This is a genomic window from Pseudomonas sp. PSPC2-3 (genome assembly GCF_049898265.1).
Classification (GTDB): domain Bacteria; phylum Pseudomonadota; class Gammaproteobacteria; order Pseudomonadales; family Pseudomonadaceae; genus Aquipseudomonas; species Aquipseudomonas veronii.
This window is the reverse complement of sequence record NZ_JAFCXJ010000002.1, coordinates 678883-699317: the sequence shown is the minus strand read 5'-3', so window position 1 is coordinate 699317 and position 20435 is coordinate 678883. Positions and strand designations below refer to the sequence as shown.

General features: G+C 63.4%; 21 protein-coding genes and 1 pseudogene. 18 read left to right on the top strand and 4 right to left on the bottom strand.

Translation table 11 applies throughout. The features are described from left to right. Positions 1-22 precede the first annotated feature (22 nt). From cydP to gspD, 17 genes are all read left to right on the top strand, one after another. A complete protein-coding gene (gene cydP / locus ACP7E3_RS07105) occupies positions 23-199 on the top strand; it encodes a cytochrome oxidase putative small subunit CydP (RefSeq protein WP_017847578.1) in 177 nt (58 codons plus the stop codon). Beyond that, positions 196-1767: a cytochrome ubiquinol oxidase subunit I gene (locus tag ACP7E3_RS07100; protein WP_426122685.1), complete on the top strand. Its 1572-nt coding sequence runs from the start codon at positions 196-198 to the stop codon at positions 1765-1767. The genes cydP and ACP7E3_RS07100 overlap by 4 nt, the downstream gene beginning before the upstream one ends. After that, a complete protein-coding gene (gene cydB, locus ACP7E3_RS07095) occupies positions 1760-2896 on the top strand; it encodes a cytochrome d ubiquinol oxidase subunit II (protein ID WP_057005702.1) in 1137 nt (378 codons plus the stop codon). Before ACP7E3_RS07100 ends, cydB begins: the two co-directional genes overlap by 8 nt. Before the next feature lie 22 nt (positions 2897-2918). After that, positions 2919-3041: a cytochrome bd-I oxidase subunit CydX gene (gene cydX / locus ACP7E3_RS07090; protein ID WP_017847575.1), complete on the top strand. Its 123-nt coding sequence runs from the start codon at positions 2919-2921 to the stop codon at positions 3039-3041. Further along, positions 3038-3325 carry a cyd operon YbgE family protein gene (locus ACP7E3_RS07085; RefSeq protein WP_017847574.1) on the top strand — a complete coding sequence of 96 codons (288 nt, stop codon included), beginning with the start codon at positions 3038-3040 and terminating at the stop codon, positions 3323-3325. The genes cydX and ACP7E3_RS07085 overlap by 4 nt, the downstream gene beginning before the upstream one ends. A 176-nt stretch (positions 3326-3501) precedes the next feature. Further along, complete coding sequence (locus ACP7E3_RS07080; RefSeq protein ID WP_108526251.1) at positions 3502-5892, top strand: TonB-dependent receptor; 2391 nt, start codon at positions 3502-3504, stop codon at positions 5890-5892. 387 nt (positions 5893-6279) lie between these two features. Further along, positions 6280-7989 (top strand): type II secretion system ATPase GspE, encoded by a 1710-nt coding sequence (gene gspE / locus ACP7E3_RS07075; protein ID WP_169864966.1) that lies wholly within the window; start codon positions 6280-6282, stop codon positions 7987-7989. After that, a complete protein-coding gene (gene gspF / locus ACP7E3_RS07070; RefSeq protein WP_108526249.1) occupies positions 7986-9188 on the top strand; it encodes a type II secretion system inner membrane protein GspF in 1203 nt (400 codons plus the stop codon). Before gspE ends, gspF begins: the two co-directional genes overlap by 4 nt. A 20-nt stretch (positions 9189-9208) precedes the next feature. Beyond that, complete coding sequence (gspG, locus tag ACP7E3_RS07065) at positions 9209-9619, top strand: type II secretion system major pseudopilin GspG (protein WP_156422917.1); 411 nt, start codon at positions 9209-9211, stop codon at positions 9617-9619. Between the two features lie 7 nt (positions 9620-9626). Beyond that, the gene (locus ACP7E3_RS07060) at positions 9627-10052 is read left to right on the top strand and encodes a type II secretion system protein (RefSeq protein ID WP_372813214.1); all 426 of its coding nucleotides are present in this window, start codon (positions 9627-9629) and stop codon (positions 10050-10052) included. Then, complete coding sequence (locus ACP7E3_RS07055) at positions 10049-10381, top strand: type II secretion system protein (RefSeq protein WP_288077786.1); 333 nt, start codon at positions 10049-10051, stop codon at positions 10379-10381. Before ACP7E3_RS07060 ends, ACP7E3_RS07055 begins: the two co-directional genes overlap by 4 nt. Further along, entirely contained in the window at positions 10378-10986 is a 609-nt protein-coding gene (locus tag ACP7E3_RS07050) for a prepilin-type N-terminal cleavage/methylation domain-containing protein (RefSeq protein WP_079444300.1), read from the top strand. Before ACP7E3_RS07055 ends, ACP7E3_RS07050 begins: the two co-directional genes overlap by 4 nt. Further along, positions 10983-11684 (top strand): hypothetical protein, encoded by a 702-nt coding sequence (locus ACP7E3_RS07045; protein ID WP_057005695.1) that lies wholly within the window; start codon positions 10983-10985, stop codon positions 11682-11684. The genes ACP7E3_RS07050 and ACP7E3_RS07045 overlap by 4 nt, the downstream gene beginning before the upstream one ends. Beyond that, entirely contained in the window at positions 11681-12679 is a 999-nt protein-coding gene (locus ACP7E3_RS07040) for a type II secretion system protein GspL (protein WP_177029764.1), read from the top strand. The genes ACP7E3_RS07045 and ACP7E3_RS07040 overlap by 4 nt, the downstream gene beginning before the upstream one ends. Continuing rightward, positions 12654-13253, top strand: a complete 600-nt coding sequence (gene gspM, locus ACP7E3_RS07035; protein ID WP_017847564.1) for a type II secretion system protein GspM — start codon at positions 12654-12656, stop codon at positions 13251-13253. The genes ACP7E3_RS07040 and gspM overlap by 26 nt, the downstream gene beginning before the upstream one ends. Beyond that, the gene (locus ACP7E3_RS07030; RefSeq protein ID WP_261754820.1) at positions 13250-13768 is read left to right on the top strand and encodes a general secretion pathway protein GspN; all 519 of its coding nucleotides are present in this window, start codon (positions 13250-13252) and stop codon (positions 13766-13768) included. Before gspM ends, ACP7E3_RS07030 begins: the two co-directional genes overlap by 4 nt. 5 nt (positions 13769-13773) lie before the next feature. Further along, a complete protein-coding gene (gspD, locus tag ACP7E3_RS07025; protein WP_426122724.1) occupies positions 13774-15897 on the top strand; it encodes a type II secretion system secretin GspD in 2124 nt (707 codons plus the stop codon). A gap of 239 nt (positions 15898-16136) precedes the next feature. Here the strand turns inward: gspD and ACP7E3_RS07020 are convergent, their stop codons facing one another. The 3 genes from ACP7E3_RS07020 to ACP7E3_RS07010 all read right to left on the bottom strand — a co-directional run bounded on the left by ACP7E3_RS07020 (position 16137) and on the right by ACP7E3_RS07010 (position 18700). Continuing rightward, on the bottom strand, positions 16137-16751 hold the full coding sequence (locus tag ACP7E3_RS07020; protein WP_046486556.1) for a hypothetical protein: 615 nt from the start codon (positions 16749-16751) through the stop codon (positions 16137-16139). Further along, positions 16748-18193, bottom strand: a complete 1446-nt coding sequence (locus ACP7E3_RS07015; RefSeq protein WP_426122678.1) for a PAAR domain-containing protein — start codon at positions 18191-18193, stop codon at positions 16748-16750. The genes ACP7E3_RS07020 and ACP7E3_RS07015 overlap by 4 nt, the downstream gene beginning before the upstream one ends. 147 nt (positions 18194-18340) lie before the next feature. Next, positions 18341-18700: a hypothetical protein gene (locus tag ACP7E3_RS07010; protein ID WP_227778686.1), complete on the bottom strand. Its 360-nt coding sequence runs from the start codon at positions 18698-18700 to the stop codon at positions 18341-18343. A gap of 110 nt (positions 18701-18810) precedes the next feature. Between ACP7E3_RS07010 and ACP7E3_RS07005 the strand changes: the two are divergent. Beyond that, a pseudogene (locus ACP7E3_RS07005) lies at positions 18811-19095 on the top strand (Hcp family type VI secretion system effector); the annotation flags it as partial. Here ACP7E3_RS07005 and ACP7E3_RS07000 read toward each other — a convergent pair. Further along, positions 19085-20194 carry a DUF1835 domain-containing protein gene (locus ACP7E3_RS07000; RefSeq protein ID WP_426122676.1) on the bottom strand — a complete coding sequence of 370 codons (1110 nt, stop codon included), beginning with the start codon at positions 20192-20194 and terminating at the stop codon, positions 19085-19087. The pseudogene ACP7E3_RS07005 and the gene ACP7E3_RS07000 sit on opposite strands and share 11 nt — an antisense overlap. Between the last annotated feature and the right edge of the window lie 241 nt (positions 20195-20435).

Here is a 20435-nt window from a genome sequence, read left to right as displayed (position 1 = left end):
GCCCTGTGCTTAGTGCATAGACATGACTATTTCCGACAAACGCCTACTACGCCATCTACTCACCGCGGTGCTGATCAAGCTCGTGCTGCTGAGCGTGCTGTGGTGGCTGTTCATCCGGGATTCGCACGTCAGTGTCGACCCGAACATCGTCGGCAACCGTTTCGGTGTACCCACCTCGACTCAAGGGGCAAGCAAGTGATCTCAGAACAACTGGTGGATTTGTCACGGCTGCAGTTCGCAGCCACTGCGCTTTACCACTTTCTATTCGTACCGCTGACGGTTGGCATGGTGTGGCTACTGGTCATCATGGAAAGCGTCTATGTGATGACCGGGAACGTCATCTGGAAGGACATGACGCGCTTTTGGGGCAAGTTATTCGGTATCAACTTCGCCCTGGGGGTGACAACCGGCATCACCCTGGAATTTCAGTTCGGCACCAACTGGGCGTACTACTCGCACTACGTGGGCGACATCTTCGGTGCCCCGCTGGCCATCGAGGGCTTGATGGCGTTCTTTCTCGAATCGACCATGATCGGTCTGTTCTTTTTTGGCTGGGATCGCCTGAAGAAAGAGCACCACTTGCTGGTCACGTTGCTGATGGCCATCGGTACCAACCTGTCGGCGCTGTGGATTCTGATCGCCAATGGCTGGATGCAGAACCCGGTCGGCTCGGAATTCAGCTACATCACCATGCGTATGGAGATGGTTGATTTCTGGGCCGTGGTATTCAACCCGGTGGCTCAGGCCAAGTTTGTACACACGGTGTCTGCCGGTTATGTCACCGGTTCGATGTTTGTGTTGTCGATTTCCAGCTGGTACCTGCTCAGAAATCGCGATGTCGAGTTCGCCAAGCGCAGTTTCCGGGTGGCGGCGGCGTTCGGCCTGGCCTCGGTGCTGAGCGTCATCGTGCTGGGGGATGAGTCGGGTTACACCGTGGGTGAGGCGCAGCAAACCAAGCTGGCGGCCATGGAAGCCATGTGGGAAACCAAACCCGCGCCGGCCGGCCTGACCTTGCTGGCCAGCATCAACGAAGCCGAGTCCAAGAATAATTGGGAAGTCGATGTGCCGTGGGTGATGGGCTTGATCGGCACGCGCTCGGTCAGCAAGCAGATCCCAGGCATTCATGACATCAAAGCGAAAAACCGCGCGCGCATCCTGCGTGGTATTACCGCCGTCAATGCGCTTGAAGCCCTGCGGGCCGATCGCACCGATAAGGCGGCGTTCGATACCTTCGAAGAGTACAAAGCGGACCTCGGCTTTGGCCTGCTGCTGAAAAAGTACGTTGAAGACGTCAACCAGGCCACGCCGGAGATCATCGACAAGGCGATGAACGACACCGTACCGCACGTGACCCCGATGTTCTGGGCGTTCCGGGTCATGGTCGCGCTGGGTTTCGCCATGCTGTTGCTGTTCGGGCTGGCCTTCTGGAGCACCTTGAAGTCGGTCTGCACACGCCGCCGCTGGCTGTTGCGTTGGGCGCTCTGCATGCTGCCGGCGCCTTGGCTGGCCTGCGAGCTGGGCTGGTTCGTCGCTGAATACGGCCGTCAACCCTGGACCATCTACGGCGTGCTGCCCACTCACATGAGTGTCTCCACCCTTAGCGTCAATAACCTCTATGGCTCGCTGGCAGGCTTCGTCGCTTTCTACACCGTGCTGCTGGTGGTTGAAATGTTCCTGATGGTCAAGTTCGCCCGCCAAGGGCCGGGCAGCCTCGGAACCGGCCGTTATGCCCACGATGCCAACATGAAGGAACTCCACCATGCTTGATTACTTCACTCTGAAAATTATCTGGTGGGCACTGGTCGGCATACTGCTGATCGGCTTCGCCATCATGGACGGCCACGACATGGGCGTCGGCACCTTGCTGCCCTTCGTGGGCCGCTCGGACGTGGAACGCCGCGTCGCGATCAACACCGTAGGGCCGCACTGGGACGGCAACCAAGTATGGTTCATCACCGCGGGCGGCGCGCTGTTCGCCGCGTGGCCGGTGGTGTATGCCACCGCGTTCAGCGGGTTTTATTGGGCGATGATTCTGGTCCTGTGGGCGCTGTTCTTCCGCCCGGTGGGGTTTGACTATCGCAGCAAGATTCACAACGCCAAATGGCGCAGCACCTGGGACTGGGGGCTGTTTGTCGGTGGGGCCGTGCCGCCGCTGGTGTTCGGCATCGCGTTCGGCAACCTGTTGCAAGGCGTACCGTTCCACTTCAACAACATGCTGGTATCGACTTACACCGGGAGTTTCTGGCAACTGCTGAACCCCTTTGCGCTGCTGACCGGTGTGGTGAGCAGTGCAATGATCACCCTGCAAGGCGGTACCTATCTGGCGCACCGCACTGAAGGCGTGATCCAGGCCCGTGCCATCAAGGGCGGGGTGGGCGCGGCGCTGGTGCTGCTGTGTACATTCGTCATTGCCGGTGTGTGGTTGCAATCGATCGACGGCTATCGCATCACCTCGGTGGTGGATACCGCCGGGCTGCCGGACATTCTCAACAAAACCGTGGTACGCGAAGCGGGCGCCTGGATGGCCAACTATGGCCATTACCCTCTGCTGTGGCTGCTGCCTGCGCTGGGCCTGGCGGGCGCCGCTGGTGCTGCGTTGTTGATGATGATGCGCCGCACACTGGCAGCGTTTGTCGCCTCGTCGCTCGCGGTGATCGGGGTGATCAGCACGGCCGGCGTGTCCATGTTCCCCTTCGTCATGCCGTCGTCGACCGTGCCTGCGGCCAGCCTGACTGTGTGGGACAGCGTGTCCAGTCATCTGAGCCTGTCCATCATGTTCTGGGCCACGTTGATCTTCATGCCGCTGATCGTGATCTACACCTCGTGGGCCTATCGCGTCATGCGCGGCAAGGTCACCGTGGCACAGATCAAAGCCAACGAACATTCGGCCTACTAACGCCATCAGAGGAGCAAAGACTATGTGGTATTTCGCTTGGATGCTGGGAGTCGGTTTCGCCTTGTTGCTGGCCATATTGAATGCGATGTGGGGCGAGAACGAAGCGGGGCGCGCCCTGAGCGACCGTGAGGAGCCGCGGCCATGATGCCGCGTGTCGCCGAGGCTCCGGCGCCCTCACGCATTCACCCGCTGAGCTTGCTTATCGCGATCGCGATCATGCTGGTGTGTACGCTCTATCCGCCCCTGATGGCCACCCCGGACGGCAAAGCTGATCATGGGCTGGCAATGGCCTTGTTCGCGGCGATGAGTGTGGCCTTTGTGCGGGGCGTGGGGTTCGTGCCGCGTGCGCGCGTGTGGCGCTGGCTGTTCTCGGGCTGGACCTGCTTTGCCGCGCTGGCGCTGGCTGGCTGGTTGAAGTTCCTGCACTGAAAACGGACGATCCCGACGCCACCGTGGCGGTACTGCGCGGCGCCGGGATCGTCGAGTCAACCTGTCGGTTGATTGAGCCTTAGTGGTTATTTGCTAGAAAAAGCGCGGAAGCCTGTCCCTTTTTTTCACCTCGCCTGTCATTCCAGGTAAGTGAACAAAATCGAGAGCTTCCGCCCATGCCCGCCGTCCGCCCCTTGCTCAAACTGAGCCTGATGCTGAGCCTCAGCGCCAGCCCACTGTTTACCCCGATCAGCTATGCCGAAGACACCGCCACCCGCCGCAGCTACCAAGTGCCGGCCGGTAGCCTGGGTGCCGCGTTGACCCGTTTCGCCGGGTTGTCGGGGGTCAACCTGGCGGTGGACCCGGCGCTGGTCAGTGGCCGCGGTAGCAGTGGTTTATCCGGCGAGTACGCGGTGGAAGAAGGTTTTGCCCGCCTGCTGCAAGGTTCCGGCCTGCAACTGCAGCCGATGGGGGAGCAGGCCTACATGCTGGTGCCGGTGCCGCAGGGCAGCAGCCTGCAACTGTCTCCGACCGCCATCCTCGGGACCCGCAGCGAAGCCGACGGCGATATCTACGCCGGTGGGCAAGTGGCGCGACGCGGTTCGCAGGGCCTGCTGGGCTCGCGGGACTTCATGGACACGCCCTTCAGCATGACCACCTACACCCAGGAGGCGGTGAAGAACCAGCAGGCGCGGACCCTCGGCGACCTGATCGCCAGCGACCCGTCGGTGCGCGCCACCAACCCGGCCGGTGGGCGCTATGAACAGTTCACCATTCGCGGGTTCAGCCTGTTCAACAGTGATGTGGCCTACAACGGCCTGTACGGCGTGTTGCCGACCTACACCATCGACATGGAAATGGCCGACCGCGTCGACATCGTCAAAGGCCCCAGCCAATTGATCAACGGCATCTCGCCGCGCGGCAGTGTGGGCGGCGGGATCAACGTGGTGCCCAAGCGCGCCACCGACAAGGACATCAACTCGTTCACCGGCACCTGGGCCTCCGACAGCCAGGCTGGCGGCGCGGTGGACGTGGGCCGGCGCTTCGGCGAGGACAACAAGTTCGGCCTGCGCTTCAACGGCGTGAAACAGGCCGGCGACACCGAGTGGGACCATCAGCGTGTCGACCGTGAAATGGCCGTGCTGGGCCTGGACTTTCGCGGTGAGCGCCTGCGCCTTTCCAGCGATATCGGCCACACCGAGCGCGACACCAACGCCCCGCAGGAGCGCGTGCAGGTGGCCGCCGCGGCCCCGGTGCCAAGCGCCAACGATGTACGCCGCAACTACGCGCAGTCGTGGAGCAAGGCCAGCACCAACGACACGTTCGGCACGCTCAATGCCGAGTTCGACCTCAGCGATAACCTGATGCTCTACGGCGGTGTCGGCGCGCGCAAAAGCAACCACGACTTCCTGCGTCACGCCGTTTCCGTCAGCAACAGTGCAGGGGATTTCAGCGTGCAGCCGCGCGACTTCAGCCGCGATGAAAATGTGCGTACCGCCACGGCAGGCGTGCGCAGCGGGTTCCATACCGGGCCGGTGAGCCACGAGGTCAACCTGGCGGCCAGCTACTTCTACATGGACTTCACCAACGGCGGCGCACGCTATGCGGCGGCGCCGAGCAATCTTTACAACCCGGTGCAAACACCGACGCCGTCCACCGCCATCCGCCAGGATGCGCAGGTATACACCGAGAATAAATTCAGCGGCGTGGCGTTGTCCGACACCCTGGGCTTTTTCGACGATCGTCTGCTGCTGACCCTCGGCGCACGCTGGCAGCGGGTGAAGGTGGATGACTGGACCAACAACGTCAAAGGCGACACCGCCTACGACGAAGAAAAAATCTCGCCGTCCGGCGGCATCCTGTTCAAGGCCACCGACGCGCTGTCGCTGTACGCCAACTACCTGGAAGGCCTGAGCCAGGGCAAGGTCGCGCCTTCCACCTCGGTCAACGAAGATGAAATCTTCCCGCCGTTCATCAGCCGCCAGGTGGAAGTCGGCGCCAAATACGACGCCGGTGCGTTCGCCGTGACCGCCGCGGTGTTCCGCATCAAGCAACCGGCCTATGAAACCAACGCGACCTCGCGGGTGTTCGGCCCCAACGGCAAGCGCCAGAACGACGGCGTGGAACTCAGCCTGTTCGGCGAACCGCTCAAGGGCCTGCGCCTGCTGGGCGGCGTGATGTACATCGACAGCGAATTGACCCACACCACCAACGGCACGTTCGACGGCAACCGCGCCCCGGCCACGCCCAAGTACAACGTCAACCTCGGCGCGGAATGGGACGTGCCGCGCCTCGAAGGCCTGACCCTGACCACGCGCGGGATCTACTCCAGCTCGCAATACCTGGACCAGGCCAACGTCAAGGAAATCGACGCCTGGAACCGCATCGACGTGGGCGCGCGGTATGCGTTCAAGGTCGATGACAAACACATCACCCTGCGCGCGAATGTGGAAAACGTCGCCGATAAACGCTACTGGAGCTCGGCGGGTGCGTCGGACGACAGCGAACCGGGGCTGACTTTGTCGACACCGCGGACCTACCTGTTGTCGGCGACGGTCGACTTCTGACGGGCAGATCGTCTGTGTTTGCTACCACGCGGCAAACCCAGCGCTCAGCGGCAATGAAGATCAATAACAAGGTTGTTTGAAAGTTTGAGCTTGATGCGCGTCGAGGAAAAACTTCGGCGCCTGGCTCTGATTAGCGAAGTGGCTAATTGCAATTAGCTGAATCCTTGGGTGTCGGCTTGGAGGCTTTAAATCAAGGCTTTCGCGGCTGTTTCAAGGCGGTTGCAGGCTATTCTTTTCAGTTTGTTTCCCCGCTTCAGGAACTAGCGCTGGAACTTCCAGTCGATTAACCCAGTTAACTCCGACTGCGGCGTGGCGAACTAATGGCATTTTATTTTTATATCCAGTAGTTCCAAATAGCCATACTTTCTCGCAACTAGACACCCCACTATGTCGTCAATGCCCATCGATGCCTGCCATACGCAGATACCGCACACCGACCGCGTGTGCGTGTGGCTGATGCAGCACGCCGGGCTGAAAACCGTCGACCTGGAGCGCGCCCGACGCTTGTCCCTGGACGGCAGCGACCTGCTCGGCCTGCTCACGCGCCTGGGGCTGGTGTCCGAAGTCGAACTGGCGCGCGCCTGGGCCGAGTTGCTCGGCGCGCCGCTGTTACTCGCCGATGCCGCGCCGCCGTTGCTCGACCCGTTGCCCGCGCTCACCGAGCGCTTCATGCGCCATTACCAAGTGGTGCCCATGGGCTGGGCCCACGGCGGGCTGCGCGTGCTTGCGGCCAACCCGACGCAGCATTATCCCTTCCAGGCCCTGGCCTACGCCTGTGATGTGCCGGTGTGGCTGGCCATCGGCCCGCGCACTGAAGTCGAGACGCTGATCGAGCGCTATTACGGCCAGGGCCGTTCCGCCATGGGCACCCTGATCGAGAACCTCGATGAGCAGGGCGGCGCGCTGGAAGATATCGAACACCTCAAGGACATGGCTTCCGAAGCGCCGGTGATCCGCCTGGTCAACCTGATCCTGCAGCGGGCGGTGGAGCAGCGTGCGTCGGACATCCATATCGAACCCTTCGAAAACCAACTCAAGGTGCGCTACCGCATCGACGGCGTGCTGCACGACGCCGAAGCGCCGCCCGCCAGTTCGTCGGCGGCGGTGATCTCGCGGGTGAAGATTATGGCGCGCCTGGACATCGCCGAGCGGCGCTTGCCCCAGGACGGGCGGATCATGCTGCGCATCCAGGGCAAGGCGCTGGACTTGCGGGTGTCCACGGTGCCGACCAGCTTCGGCGAGTCGGTGGTCATGCGCCTGCTCGACCGGCAAACCGTGCAGTTCGACTTCCCCAGCCTGGGCTTCGACGGCGAGCGCCTGGCCGCCTTCCTCGACGTGCTCGAACGGCCCCACGGCATCCTGCTGGTCACCGGGCCCACCGGCTCCGGCAAGACCACCACGCTCTACACCGCACTGGCGCGGCTCAACAGCGCCGAGCGCAAGATCATCACCGTCGAAGACCCGGTGGAATACCAGCTCGAAGGCATCAACCAGATCCAGGTCAAGCCGGCCATCGGCCTGGACTTCGCTGGCGCGCTGCGCTCCATCGTGCGCCAGGACCCGGACGTGATCATGATCGGCGAGATCCGCGACCTGGAAACCTGCCGCATCGCGATCCAGTCGTCGCTCACCGGCCATCTCGTGCTCTCCACCCTGCACACCAACAGCGCCGCCGCGAGCATCACGCGCCTGCTGGACATGGGCGTGGAAAGTTACCTGATCGCCTCGACCGTCAGCGGCATCCTCGCGCAGCGCCTGGTGCGGCGCCTGGACCCGGCGACCCGCGTCGCCTTCGAAGCGCCGCCGGAGTTGATCGAGGAACATGGCCTGCAGCGTTTCACCGATGAGCGCCCGATCCTGCTCTACCGCCCCGGCGCCGAAGGCGGCTACCACGGCCGCAGCGCGATCACCGAATTGCTGGTGATGAACGACGAACTGCGCGGCCTGCTGATGCGCCACGCCGATGCCGCGACGCTGGAGCAGGCCGCCCGACGTGCGGGCCTGCGCACCTTGCATGAAGAAGGCCTGCGCCAGGCGGTGGCGGGCGTCACCTCGCTGGAAGAAGTGCTGCGCGTCACCCGTGGTGAGGGCGCGTGAGTCTGTTCACCTTCCGTGCCCTCGACAGCCAGGGCGTGACCCAGCGCGGCACGCTGCAAGCCAAGGATCAGAGCGCCGCCATTGCGATCCTGCACAAGCGCGGCTGGCTGCTGTTGCAGATCGACGCCGCCGGCCGCCAGGGCCTGCGCCATGCCTTGCGGCGGGGGCCGTTGACGGGCGCGGCGTTGGTGAGTTTCACCCAGCAGTTGGCGACGTTGCTCGGCGCCGGTCAGCCGCTGGAACGTTCCCTGGGCTTGCTGCTCAAGCAGCCCGGCCAGCCTCAAGTGCGTGTACTGATCGAGCGTATCCGTGACCACGTCAAGGCGGGTAAACCGTTATCCGCCGCGCTGGAAGAAGAGGGCAGCACCTTTTCCCCGCTGTACCTGAGCATGGTGCGTGCCGGTGAAGCCGGCGGCGCGCTGGAAAGCACCCTGCGCCAACTCAGCGACTACCTCGAACGCAGCCAGCGGCTGCGCGGCGAGGTGATCAATGCGCTGATCTACCCGGCGTTCCTGGTGGTCGGCGTGCTCGGCTCCCTGGCGTTGTTGCTGGCGTATGTGGTGCCGCAGTTCGTGCCGATCTTCCAGGACCTGGACGTGCCGATTCCGCTGATCACCGAAGTGATTCTGGCCCTCGGCCAATTCCTCGGCGCCTACGGCCTGCTGCTGTTGGCCGGGTCGAGCGTCGCGCTGGGCACCCTGGCGGCACGCCTGCGCGACCCCCGGCGCCGCGAACGCTACGACCGCCGCCTGCTCGGCCTGCGTGTGCTCGGCCCGCTGTTGCAGCGGGTCGAAGCGGCGCGTCTGACACGCACCCTGGGCACCTTGCTGAGCAACGGCGTGGCCTTGCTGCCTGCGTTGGTCATCGCCCGACAGGTCTGCACCAACCGCGCGTTGCAGGCCCAAGTGGCCGAGGCCGCCGAGTCGGTGAAAGGCGGCGGCACCCTGGCCAGTGCGTTCGGTGCGCAACCGCTGCTGCCCGACCTGGCCCTGCAAATGATTGACGTCGGCGAACAGGCCGGTGAGCTGGACAGCATGCTGCTCAAGGTCGCCGACATCTTCGACATCGAAGCCAGGCGCGGCATCGAGCGCCTGCTCGCCGCGCTGGTGCCGTCCCTCACCGTGGTCATGGCGCTGCTGGTGGCCGTGATCATGCTGGCGATCATGCTGCCGCTGATGAGCCTGACCAGCCATATATGAACCTTCAAGGAACCCGATCGATGAGAACTCAACGCCGTCAAAGCGGTTTCACCCTGCTGGAAATGCTCGCGGTAATCGTGCTGCTGGGCATTGTCGCGACCATCGTGGTGCGCCAGGTCGGTGGCAATGTGGACAAGGGCAAGTACGGCGCGGGCAAGGCGCAACTGGCCAGCCTGAGCATGAAAATCGACAGCTACGCCCTGGATGTCGGCTCACCGCCCAACAGCCTGCAGCAATTGGTGGACAAGCCCGGCAACGCCAGCAGTTGGGCCGGGCCGTATGCCAAGCTGTCGGAGCTGAAAGACCCGTTCGGCCATGCATTCGGCTATCGCTTCCCGGGCGAACACGGCGCCTTCGACCTGATCTTCTACGGCCAGGACGGCCAACCGGGTGGCGACGGCTACAGCGCCGACCTGGGCAACTGGGAGTAACCCGCCGATGCCCCAACGCGGCTTTACCTTGCTGGAGATGCTGGTGGTCATCCTGTTGATCAGCCTCGCTGTCGGCTTGTTGGGGCTCGGTGTGCGCCAGGCCGTGCAGGCGGCGAACGAGCGCCGCGTGGTCGGGCAGATGGTCGACGCCCTGCGCGCCACGCGGGCCGCGGCGATAGTCGAGGCGCGTGTGGCCAGGACCGAATTCGATCTGCAGCGCCTGACCTTCCAGGCCCCGGGCCGCGCCCCGCACGCCTGGCCGCCGCAGCTGCAGGTCACCGTGCATACCGCCGAACGGGTCGGCGCCGCCGTGGAGTTCTATCCCGACGGCAGTTCCACCGGCGGCCATCTGCTGCTGGCCAACGGTAGCCGGCGTTGGCGCATCGACATTGGCTGGCTGACCGGCAGCGTGCAGTCCAAGGCGCTGCCATGAAGCGCCAGGCCGGTTTCACGTTACTGGAAATGCTCGCCGCCCTGACGTTGATGGCGGTGTGCAGCGCGGTGCTGTTGGTCGCCTTCGGCCAGAGCGCGCGCTCGTTGGCGCAAGCGGCTCACAGCGACCGCCTGACCCATGCCGCCCTGAGTGTGCTGGACCAGGAAGCAGCGGGGCGCCTGGTCGAAGGTGTCAGCCAGGGCGCGCTGGACGGCATCCACTGGCAACTGACCTGCGTGCGTCAGCAAGCCCATCTGTATCGTCTCGACCTGATCGTCAGCGAGGGGCCGCGCCAGGCCCGGTTCAGCACCCTGAAGGTGCGCCAGTGAGGCGCCGCGAGCAGGGCTTCACCCTGCTGGAAATCCTCGTGGTGCTGAGCTTGCTCGCGGTGCTGCTGGTGCTGCTCAGCGGTGCGTTGCTCGGCGCCAATCGCGCGGTGGCCAAGGCCCAGCAGTACACCGTGAGCCTGGACGAAATGCGCGCCGCCCAGCAGTTCCTGCGCACCGCGATCAGTGAGGCGTTGCCGCTGGATGTCAGCGAAGACGACCGCCAGAGCGCCGGGTTTTTCTTAGGGGAGCCCGAGCGTCTGCAGTTTGTCGCGACCTTGCCCGGTGTGCTCGGCGGCGGGATTCAGCGCTTCACCCTGCAACGGGTCGCCGAGGATTTGCAGGTGGGGTTCTCGCGGTTGGAACGGCAGGCCGATGCTTCCCGCGATGCGCCGCAAGTGCTGCTGACGAACCTTGCGGCGCTGCGCTTCAGTTATCGCGGCGTATCGCCCCTGGGCCAACCCACCGGATGGATCGACCAGTGGCCGTGGCCCCGGCGCTTGCCCGCTGCGGTGCGGATCGCCGCGCATGTCGACGGGCCGGTGCCGTGGGTCACTCAGGTGATTGCCTTGCGCTTGAACCTGGCCAGCGGAGCGTCGGGCGAATGAGGCGGCAACGCGGGGCGGCGCTGCTGCTGGTGCTGTGGGTGCTGGCCTTGCTCAGTGTGTTGCTGGGCGGTTTGGCCGGTTGGGTGCAGCTGGAAAGTCGCCAGGCGCTGTGGCATCGCCAGCACACCCAGACGGAGCTCGCAGCGCAAGCCGGCGTCGCCCTGGCGATGGCCGATCGGCACTGGATCGCCGACGGCCGTGAAAGGCTCCTGACCTTCGATGACGCGCAGTTGCACGTCAGCCTGCGCAGCGAGCGCGGCAAGCTGTACCTGGTCAACGCCGAGGCGCACGACCTCACGCGCCTGGCCCTGGCCTGCGGCGCCAGCCCGGCCCAGGCCGCGCAGGTGGCCAAGGCCTTGGACGCACGGCGCAAGCAGGGGCTGGCGCCGTTTCGCGTGCTCGAAGAAGTGCGCCAATTGCCCGGCATGAGCCAGGCGCTGTACCGCCAATTGCTGCCCGAGCTCACCTTGTGGAGCGACCTGGATCGGCCCGCTCCGGCGTTCGCCAGCGCGCTGATGCGCCAGGCCCTCAACCTGCCGCAGCAGAGCGCACAGGGCGCCGACCCTGGCGAGGTGCTGGTGGTCGACAGCCGCGCACAACGCCCCGGCGGCTATGAAGCACGCCTGCAAGTCACGGTTTTATTGAGCCCAACGGAGGACGGCGCACAACCCTACCGGGTGTTGCGTTGGCAAGAATGAATCGACTGGAACCCATCGCCCGTTATTGGCGTGGCAGCCTGCTGCAACAAGGTTGGCGCCTGTGGCTCGCGGAGCTGCGCGTGTGTGTACCGACGTGGCTGGCGTTGCGCGAGCCGCCCGAGCAGCGCTGGCACTGGCCGTTGAGCGAGCCGGTCGCGTCGGCGCCGGGCAATGCGCGGCATGTGTTGGTGCTCGCGGCCGACGCGGTGCTGCTGCAAACCATCCACTTGCCCGTAGCCGCTGCGCGCAACCTCAGCGCCGTGGTCGGCTATGAACTGGATCGCTACACGCCGTTCGAGGCCGATCGGCTGTACTTCGTCGCGCGCCAGGAACGGCGCACGCCGACCCAACTGCAGGTGACGCTGGTGGCGATCCTGCGCGAGCGCCTCGATCAGATCCTCAGCGACTGCGCCGCCCTCGGCCTGCAGCCGCATCGCGTGGATGTCGGCGACCTGGGCATCGACTTGCTGCCCGCGCCTTTGCGCCCGCGTCCGCGTCCGCCGGGCAAGGGTTTGCAACGCAGCTTGCCGTGGCTGTGCGGCGCGTTGCTGATTGCGGCGATGTTGCTGTGGCTCAACGACCGCCAGCGCGTGCTCGACACCATGTACGACAGCGTCCAGCAGCAAAAGGCCCAGGTCGCCGAGGTGCATGCGCTGCGTCAGCAACTGCTCGCCACCCGTGGCGCGGTGCAGTACCTGACCCGGCGCAAGGTGGCCCAGCCGCCGCTGGTGGCGCTGCTCGACGACCTCACCCGATGCCTGCCCGCCGACACCTGGCTCGACCAGTTGGACATCAAGGGCAGCGAGATTGCCTTCTCCGGCCAAAGCGCCAAGGCCAGCGCCCTGATTACCCGGATCAAAGGCTGTCACCGCCTGGACAATGCGCAGTTCGAAGGCGTGATTCAACCCGATGCGCGCAGCGGCAAGGATCAGTTTGCCTTGCGTGCCCACCTTCGCCCGGAGGCCGCCGATGCGCCGACCCCTCACACCCCGTGAACGCCGTGGCACGGCGTTGCTGATCCTGGCCGTGGTGCTCGGCGCGGCGTACTGGCTGCTGATCGACAGCTGGTTCGCCGGGCCCTTGCGTGCCATGGGCGAACAGGCCGAACAACTGCGCGAACAGCAGCAACGCTATGCCGGCGTGTTGCGCCAGGGTGATGCGCTGCGCGAGCAACTGGAGCAGGCTCGCCAGGACCCGGCCAGCCAAACCAGCCTGCTGCCGGGGGATGACCCGGATGGGGTCGCCGCCGACCTGATGCAACGCCTCGCCGATCTGATCAGCCGCCACGCCAACCTCGGCGGCGGCTGCAGCCTGACCCAGCGCAAACCCATCACCCCGGAGCAGGACGACGGCGAACCGTATCGACAGGTGCAGGTCAGCCTGACCCTCGATTGCGCCATCGAACCGCTGACCGCGATCCTGCATGAGCTGGAATACCAGCCGCCGTTTCTGTTCGTCGATGAGCTGCGCATCCGCCGTGGCAAACAGGCGCCGGCCAGCGGCGGGGCGGGGCAGTTGGTGGTGCAGGTGCTGGTGCGCGGTTACCTGCAACCGCAGGTGGCCCGATGATCGGTGTCTTGCGCCCCTTGGAATGGGGCTTGCTCGGCCTGGTCGGGGCATTGGGCCTGTTGATGGCGTTCATCCTGAGCAGCATCGGCGACGAGCCGCAGTGGCTGCCCGAACCGGCGGTGCGCGGGCATTCCTCTGCGCGGGTGCAAGTCGCCCCCAGCGTGACGTTGGACAGCCTCGCCGGCACCTGGCAAACCCCGTTGTTCAGCGCGGACCGCAGCCCCGATCGCGCCGTCGGCAACACCCAGGCCAGCAGCCTGGCCAACCTGACCCTGAGCGGCATCCTGATCACCGGCAATCTGCAAATGGCGATGCTCAAGCAGGCCGACGGCCGCCCGCTGACGGTACACCTGGGCCAGGTGCTGCCCAACGGCTGGCGCCTGGACCACCTCACGCCGCAATCCGCCCGTTTCACCCTGGACGGCCGCACGCAAACCTTGAACCTGTACGCCAAGCGTTTGCCGCCGCCGTCGACCCGGCCACCGATTTCTCTGCCTCGCGAGCCCTTCCCTTGATCGATCTGCGCACCTCGTTGTTTTGCCTGACTACCGCCGTCTCCCTGGGCGGCTGTGGCTCACTGCCCGACCGCCTCGACGCGGACGACGCGTTACTCCACGAAGCCATGCAAGGCACCGGCGCGCAACGCCCGCCGAGTGAGGTGCCCGCCGCGCAAAGCCCGCAGCCCGCGGCGAAGGTAGCGCCCCAACGCCAGATGAGGCGGGGCAGTCAGCAATTCGTGCGCCCACCCAGCGCCAGCCTGCCGGCGAAAGAGCAGGGCGGCGATATCGTGTTCAACTTCGCCGACCAGCCGATCGAAGCGGTGATCAACAGCGTGATGGGCGACCTGTTGCACGAGAACTACAGCATCGCCCAAGGCGTGAAAGGCAATGTCAGCTTTTCCACCTCCAAGCCGGTGGACAAACAGCAGGCGCTGTCGATCCTGGAAACCCTGTTGTCCTGGACCGACAACGCCATGATCAAACAGGGCAACCGCTACGTGATCCTGCCGGCCAACCAGGCGGTGGCGGGCAAGCTGGTGCCGCAGATGAACCTGGCGCCACCGTCCAACGGCCTGTCGGCGCGGCTGTTTCCGTTGCGCTATATCTCCGCCACCGAGATGCAGAAACTGCTCAAGCCGTTCGCCCGCGAAAACGCTTTTCTGCTGGTGGACCCGGCGCGCAATGTGCTGAGTCTGGCCGGCACCCCGGAAGAACTGGCCAACTACCAGGCCACCATCGACACCTTCGATGTGGACTGGCTCAAGGGCATGTCGGTGGGCGTATTCGGCTTGCAACGCGCGTCGGTGGCCGAGCTGATGCCCGAGCTGCAAGCCATGTTCGGCCCGGACAGCGGCATGCCGCTGGCGGGCATGCTGCGCTTTCTGCCGATCGAGCGGACCAACTCGGTGGTGGCGATTTCTTCCCAGCCGCAGTACCTCAGCGAGGTGGGCGACTGGATTCGCACCATCGACGAAGGCGGCGGCAACGAACCGCAGATGTACGTGTACGACGTGCGCAACATGAAGGCTTCGGACCTGGCCAAGTACCTGCGGCAGATCTACGGCAACGGCGCGATCAAGGACGATACGCCGGCCAAGGTCGCGCCGGGGTTGCGCACCACCACGTTGTCATCGCTCAACAACAATACCGGTGGCCTGCAGAACACGCCGCCGCCTGCCGACGAGCCCGAGCCCGTCGCCGAAGCGTCCGAACCGGCACCGGATAAAAGCCTCGAAGCCGGCACCCGCATCACCGCGCAAAAAAGCAGTAACCAACTGCTGGTGCGTACCCGCCCGGCGCAATGGAAAGAGATCGAAACCGCGATCAAACGCCTCGACAATCCGCCGCTGCAAGTGCAGATCGAGACGCGCATCCTCGAAGTCAAACTCACCGGTGAACTGGACCTTGGCGTGCAGTGGTACCTCGGTCGCCTGGCCGGCAATTCCACCAGCACCACAGTCGCCAACGCCTCCGGCAGCCAGGGCGCGTTGGGCGGTGGCGGGGCAGGGTTGGGGGCGTCGGATTCGTTGTTCTATTCCTTCGTCAGTTCCAACCTGCAAGTGGCCTTGCATGCCCTGGAAACCAACGGCCGCACCCAGGTGCTGTCGGCGCCGTCGCTGGTGGTGATGAACAACCAGCCGGCGCAGATCCAGGTGGGCGACAACATTCCTATCAGCCAGACCACGGTGAACACCGGCGATGCCGACACCACCCTGAGCAGCGTCGAGTACGTGCAGACCGGGGTGATTCTGGACGTGGTGCCGCGCATCAATCCGGGCGGCCTGGTGTACATGGATATCCAACAGCAGGTCAGCGATGCCGAGAACCAGACCGGCAGCAGCGACACGCCGGTGAATCCGCGTATCTCCACGCGTTCAGTCTCGACGCAAGTCGCCGTGCAGAGCGGGCAGACCGTATTGCTCGGCGGGTTGATCAAACAGGACAACAGCGAGAGCGTCAGTGCCGTGCCGTACCTGGGGAAAATCCCCGGCCTGCGCTGGTTGTTCGGCAACACCAGCAAATCCAAGGACCGCACTGAGCTGATTGTGCTGATTACGCCGAAGGTGATCACCAGCAGCAGCCAGGCGCGGCAGGTGACGGATGACTATCGCCAGCAGATGCAGCTGCTGCGGCCAGCGAACTGAAGGCGCGCGGTCAAAATGCCGCTTCATGGCTCTTGTAAATCCAGTACGACTTCAAGCGTGTCATCGAGCAAAAGCGGTTCGACCTGAGGGGAAATGCGGACACTGCTGACCCTTCCATTACTCTCGAAGCTCACTGTGAAGAAGCGAGCCTGGGGGCACGAATCCATATTCAGGCTTTACGAGCCGCAGCCGGGCGTCTAAGCAATCCTCGGTTCGCCGGCGCCAAAGTGGGTATCTGATCATTGCGGTATCCACGGCGCGGCCAGGTGCAGCTTGATGAGATAGCGTTCTTCAGTGGGATGTCGAACGTCCTTGAAGCGATTGACCACCATCATCACTTGGTATTTGTCCGCCGCTTGCCAATAGGACGTACCGCCCAGGTTCACGTTCCGCAAGCGGGCACGCCATTGAGGGGTGTCGGCGAAGGGTGGGTCGTCTTTTATATGGATGGGGGTCCAGCCACCTTTGCGCCACTGTTCCTGTAAGTCCAGCACGATTTCAAGCGTGTCATCGAGCAATAGCGGTTCGATTTGAGGGGACATGCGGATGCCATCGATTTGCTCATCATCGAAGCCTATCGTGAAGAAACGGGCCAAAGGAGTTATGAATCCATATTGAGGGTCTACGAGCCGCAGTCGGGCATCGGATTTGGGCGCCCTGAACCAGTGATGCCCCGGAATGGCTGGGCCAATCTTTGCGCTGGAGCGCTGGCGCATATCTTCCCAGGGTTCGCCAGGCGTCAATGCAATCTCCGGTTCATCGGTGCCGAGACGTATCGCTAACCCTAAGAAAAGTACGACAGCGATCAGTCCTAGCCCAACACGTCGCCAACCGATCTGCGTGATCCGGCTCATCGGACACCCCGGTCTTCAGCGATGTCTTCTAGCGCCTGTTCGATTCGCTGCCGCTCATTGCTACGCAGCAGTGCATCAAATTTCGCCGCAGCCTTGAGCACGAAGGCCATGCGTTGATCGATATCGGCCAGGTTAGCGATAGGGCTGTTGCTGAATTCAATGGTTCGATCATCTTCGACGGGGCGGCATTGATTTGCCAGCGTTAGCTCAATGGCTTGCGCGGCCCCGGACGGTATGCCTGTGACATAGGAAAGATGGTTACTACGCAGCAGGGCTACCAGCTTTTGGTCGGTATACATCGCTGGCTGAAGGATGTTTCTTTGTTCGTGGTCAGCGAGATACTCAACACTTTTGGCGATATTGCCAGCTTCAATTGCCTCGAAAGCTTTCAGGATTTCACTGTGATTCGTACCAAACTCTAGTGTCTCGTTTCCGATGGGCCATAGCACGGGTGGCTGAGCCTTTTCATAAATGTTCTTGCGCGACCGAAGACAGGTCTCAAGCAACCCCAACCCCCGCTCCTTATAAAACGCATGCAACGGAAACACATCCAAAAACAGCGTGGTATTGCCCATCGCCATCATCTCGTACACATGTTGATAAAGCTGCTGCACGCTCGATAGCGGTTCACCCTCGCGCCGCCAATCAACATCAGGCACCGGGTTATTACGGCTGGCCTGTTCATGTTCCCGCAGGCGCCGCTCGTACTCCCGCAGCTTTGCCTGCCGCTCACGCTCCTCGGCGCTGAACAACCCCCAAACCCCTTTCCGGGCACTCTTTCGCAATTGCTCCGCCGCTTCAAATTCCGCCTGAATTTTCTCGATGGATTCTGCCGCGTGCAGCAAACCGCACCCCACTTGCTTGGAGGCAAACGCCGCAAGGCCAGCCCACTGAAAACGGTTATCGAGGCGCCAGAGCTGGGCATACGCCGAGTTGATGAGCCGGTTGCGCAATCTGGGGTCGGCGATCAGCTTGCCGCCGGGGGCGATCACGTCTTCTGCCTGCTTCTGGTAGAAGCGCCAATTGCGCTCGCAGGCTGACTCGAGTATTTCGCTGAAAGCGGAAGGTGCTGAGCTCAGGGTAGGATTTCTCGCGGGTGTTGACGCTGGCGCTTCCGATGCGGTCGCGCTTCGGCGGTGTGCCGCGGAGTCTTCGGCGGTAAGGGTCTGAAACCGCTCGAACTGGTCGGCCAGCAGGCGAGGGGGCGGGTCGCATTTACAGCGGCAGAGATCATCCGAGAGCGCCACCCGTCGCCCTAGTGCCCACTGCTCCAGGCGCGGGCCAACACAGACTATGACTCCGGTGGTTTTGCATACCGGGCAAAGCACCTCATGACCTTCAAGGGCGATGTCCACTTGGGTGATGCAAAAGCCCGTCAAACCGCCGACGACGGTCCCGCCAGCGGTGGTCTTGGCTCCTCGGGTAATGAAATAGCGCCGCATGCCAGCCGTGTCCTTTTGTTAGCAGGGACCAGCAGGCTAGGCACGGCAGGCGAGGGCGAGAAGTCAGATGCTTCCGAGCCGGATGTAGGTTGCTTCGGTTATCGGGTTGGTGAGGCCGAAAGTCGGGGGTGTCAGCAACCGCTCGTGTTACCACCATTTCCAGCGGCCTTGTTTTTTCAGGGTGGCGATGATGGCTTCGCGCTTGTGGCGGATTTCTAGCATCGTGTGGCGCAGTTCGCGGCAGCGCTTGCTGTTGAGGATCAGTAGGCCGATCAGGGGGCTGAGGAGGGCCATGGAGTAGAGATAAGCGTTGGGGCGGTAGGCGATTGCGGGAAGTGATACCAGCAGGCAGATGAGGTATATCGCCATGTTCAGCCAGACCCAGTGGATGCGTCCGTATAACACTTCGTATTTGGCAAGGGCAAATACTGCACCAAGCCCCGTAGCGCCGAAAAATGATGTCTTGGTAGCAAAACCAATGGGGTACGTCGAGAGATAGGTGAGCATTGTCAGGATCGCCGTCAATCCTATTGAGGTGCATGCGACAAGAATGTCTGCTCCGATTACTGGCATGTACCGCGTGATGAATTCCCAATGGTTTTCAATAAAGATGCCTGCTGATGATGGCCTGCGCGACCGGCAAGCATTATCCCGAAGCAAGACTGGTAGTGCGCAAGGCGGGCGGTTCCAGCCCAGTGGAGTATCTGGTGATCACCCTCAAGGAAGTCATGGTGGTGTCCTACGGCACCGCTGCTGAAAGTAAGGATGAGGCGCTCTACGACAGCATCGCCTTGAACTTCGCCAGCGTCGACGTCAGCTACCAGCCGCAGAAGGCCGACGGCGCCAAGGACGGTGGGCCAGTGAAGTTCGGCTGGAATATCCGGCAGAACGTTAAAGCCTGAAGCCGCACCTTGTGCCCGGATAGCGGGTCTTTGCGCATCCGGGCGCCAGCACCCGCCGAGGCCATTCAAGATGAGCCTCGGTTTTCGTCAACAAAGGATGCTCGCCGTCGATCAACGGCCGCAGCAGTGCATGGAACATCATGTCGCCGAGGAACGGCAGCGGTTCGCGCTTGGCCATCAACTCGGCATACACGCGCCCGAACGCTACCGGCCCCGCTTCGGCGATGTAGGCCAGGGACAGGCGTTCGGTCAGTGACAAGCCATCCTGACTGCCGGGCAACTCCTGCAACTGGCGCAGTAAAGCGCGTGCAAGAAAGGGCAGCGCCGTGTGCGTCCCGTGGGCCAGTTCCGCCCACTGCACCGGGGAACTGGCGCAATACGCCGACCACGCCTGTTTGGCCAACTGCACCGCCTCGTCGTCGATCAGGCGCCGCTGCGGCCATAACCACGCCAGTACGTCGGGGGCCAATTGGCCAATGCCGATAAACCGTTCTACCCCCGGGATGCGGTCCACCTCGATCAGCTCCAGCTTGCGCGGTGCCTGGTCAAGAGCGGCCAGGGCGCGGATCAGGAACAGTTGGTCATACGCATCCGCCTCGCACCACAGCACGCTGTGTTCGGCGCTGGCCAAGGTTTCCAGTTGGTTGTATTCGTCGGCGACACGGCGCGCCACATCCGCTTCGCCCAGGGCAAAGGCGTGACTGATGAACGCGCTGCGCATGGCGCGGAATGCTTCGCTGGGCAGGTCGCGAACCGGGCCCATGCACAGCGGGTCGGTGAGCATCTGGAAGTGCCCCTTGAACCCCGCCAGTTGCAGGCTGTGGGCAATGTCGTTGCCACAGCGCCAATGGCTGGTGCGGGCTTCATCGCTGGCGGCGAAATCGGGATGGCGGGCGGCGAAGTCGATGGCGTCGACATGGGCCTTGAGCTGCGGCCAACTGCTGAAACCCAGCTGCTTGGCGATCTGCCATTGCGCCTGGGACAAGGTGGCGTCGGGGTTTTCGCTTTTCAGGCGCGGCAACAGTTCCTTGGCGCGCTTGCGCTGCTGCTCAAGGTTGAGACGGCCATCAGTGGTCGAGGATACGCGGCGTTGCGACATACGAGCTCCTTGCACACACCTTTTCCGCTTTAAGGTTGGGAGTCGTAGAAATGATTGAGTGCTTCACTGTCTTGGGCGCAGCCCTTTCCGCGGAAGGTGGCGTAGAGAGCGCCAGGCGGCAAATATAGGCAGGGCAGGGGGTGATTGCAAGGCGCCCGCCACGGGACCGGTCGCCATCACTTGAACTTTTGCTATGAAAAGCCTGCCCGCCTGCTTCACCATTGCGCCTGACCGAAACATG